Origin of the sequence: Azonexus sp. (assembly GCF_036170495.1) — a bacterium.
Lineage (GTDB): Bacteria > Pseudomonadota > Gammaproteobacteria > Burkholderiales > Rhodocyclaceae > Azonexus.
The window spans coordinates 1-1770 of sequence record NZ_JAVHPH010000424.1 but is presented as its reverse complement, the minus strand read 5'-3'; the positions used below and the strand labels follow the sequence as shown (position 1 = coordinate 1770).

General features: G+C 61.5%; 4 protein-coding genes. All 4 read left to right on the top strand.

The window, feature by feature from the left end:
- On the top strand, window positions 1–839 hold an 839-nt coding region (locus ADADOO_RS15440; RefSeq protein ID WP_511278392.1), incomplete at its 5' end, for a metallopeptidase TldD-related protein.
- Window positions 840–867: 28 nt separating this feature from the next.
- The gene (locus ADADOO_RS15435; protein WP_511278391.1) at window positions 868–1119 is read left to right on the top strand and encodes a c-type cytochrome; all 252 of its coding nucleotides are present in this window, start codon (window positions 868–870) and stop codon (window positions 1117–1119) included.
- A gap of 39 nt (window positions 1120–1158) precedes the next feature.
- Window positions 1159–1500, top strand: a complete 342-nt coding sequence (locus ADADOO_RS15430) for a c-type cytochrome (RefSeq protein WP_511278390.1) — start codon at window positions 1159–1161, stop codon at window positions 1498–1500.
- Window positions 1501–1604: 104 nt separating this feature from the next.
- On the top strand, window positions 1605–1770 hold a 166-nt coding region (locus ADADOO_RS15425; RefSeq protein WP_511278393.1), incomplete at its 3' end, for a type IV pili methyl-accepting chemotaxis transducer N-terminal domain-containing protein.

Below are 1770 nucleotides of genomic sequence, written 5' to 3'. Positions count from 1 at the left end.
AACAGGGCTCGTCGGGCGGCGGCGGTCGTTTCGACTTCGGCTATTTCGACGACGAAATCCTCCAGCGCTACGCCAAGGAAGCGGTCCATCAAGCCGCCACCAATCTCCATGCCGACCCCGCACCGGCTGGCCAGATGACCGTCGTGCTCGGCGCCGGCTGGCCCGGCATCCTGCTGCACGAAGCCGTCGGCCACGGTCTGGAAGGCGATTTCAACCGCAAGGGCAGTTCGACCTTCAGTGGCCGTGTCGGCCAGCGCGTTGCCGCCGAGGGCGTCACCGTCATCGACGACGGCACGATTGCCGACCGGCGCGGCTCGCTCAACATCGACGACGAAGGCAACACGACGCAACGCACCGTGCTGATTGAGGACGGCATTCTCAAGGGTTACCTGCAAGACAGCCTGAATGCCCGCCTCATGGGCGTCGCCCCGACCGGCAACGGCCGGCGCGAATCCTTCGCCCACCTGCCCATCCCGCGCATGACCAACACCATGATGCTGGCCGGCAAGCACGATCCCGCCGAAATCATCAAGTCGGTCAAGAAGGGCATCTACGCCGCCAATTTCGGCGGTGGTCAGGTCGACATCACGAGCGGAAAATTCGTCTTTTCGATGAGCGAGGCCTACCTCATCGAAGACGGCAAGGTGACGCGCCCGATCAAGGGCGCGACGTTGATCGGCAACGGGCCGGACGCCCTGACCCGCGTTTCGATGATCGGCAACGACCTCAAACTCGACCCCGGCGTTGGCACCTGCGGCAAGGATGGGCAAAGCGTTCCGGTCGGCGTCGGGCAACCCACTTTGCGTATCGATGGACTGACGGTGGGTGGAACGGCATAATACCGGCACATTTTGTGGGGGTATTTTGATGCGCGCACTGATTTTTCTCGCTGGCTGCTTGCTGTCTGCTTCGGTTTTGGCTCAATCGACGCCTCAGGCAAGCGCCGCGCAGGAACGCCTGAAAGCGCTCAGCGCCGACCCGGTCGCCTTGCGGGCAGCGATCGACGCCGGCAAGAAGGAGACGTTCTTCTGCGCCAATTGCCACGGTGAAGACGGCATCAGCAAGACGCCGGATGTGCCGAACCTGGCCGGCCAGAACCCGGCCTACCTGCTCGAATAGGTTCGCAAGTTCGGTGCCGGCGAGCGCAAGGATCCCTTCATGCAAGGGCTGATCAAGGTGCTCAAGGAAGAAGAGCGGGTGCAGGTGGCCACCTATTACGCCAGCATCAAGGTGCCGCCGTCCGTTGCTGACAAGGCGCTGGTGCCGCACGGCAAGGAGTTGTTCGCCAAGCTCTGCGTTCGCTGCCATGGCGAGCAGGCCCGCGGCAACGAGTTGTTCCCGCGTCTGGCTGGGCAGAAAGTGCCGTATCTGAAAAGCTCGATCACCCGCTACCGCGACCTGACCGGCGTGCGCAACAATCAGTTGATGTCAATTGCCACCGCTACGCTAAAAAACGAAGATGTCACGGCCATCGCCAACTACCTGACGCAAATGCCTTGAACGACCGCTTTACTGCTGTGTAACATTGTTGATTCGTATCATGGTCTGACGGCGAATGCCGCAGCTATCCTCCCGGCTTGAAAACAGCCATCCCGGGAGGCCTCGTGAAGACCCTGTTGTCTCTATTGCTCGCATTTTTTCTTGGCCTGGCCGGCCATGACGCGCTGGCCCAGATCAGCGACATCAATTCGGCGATCAACAAGGCCGGGCGGCAACGCATGCTGTCGCAGCGCATGGCCAAAGCCTACTTTCAAATTGGCCAGCAAATCG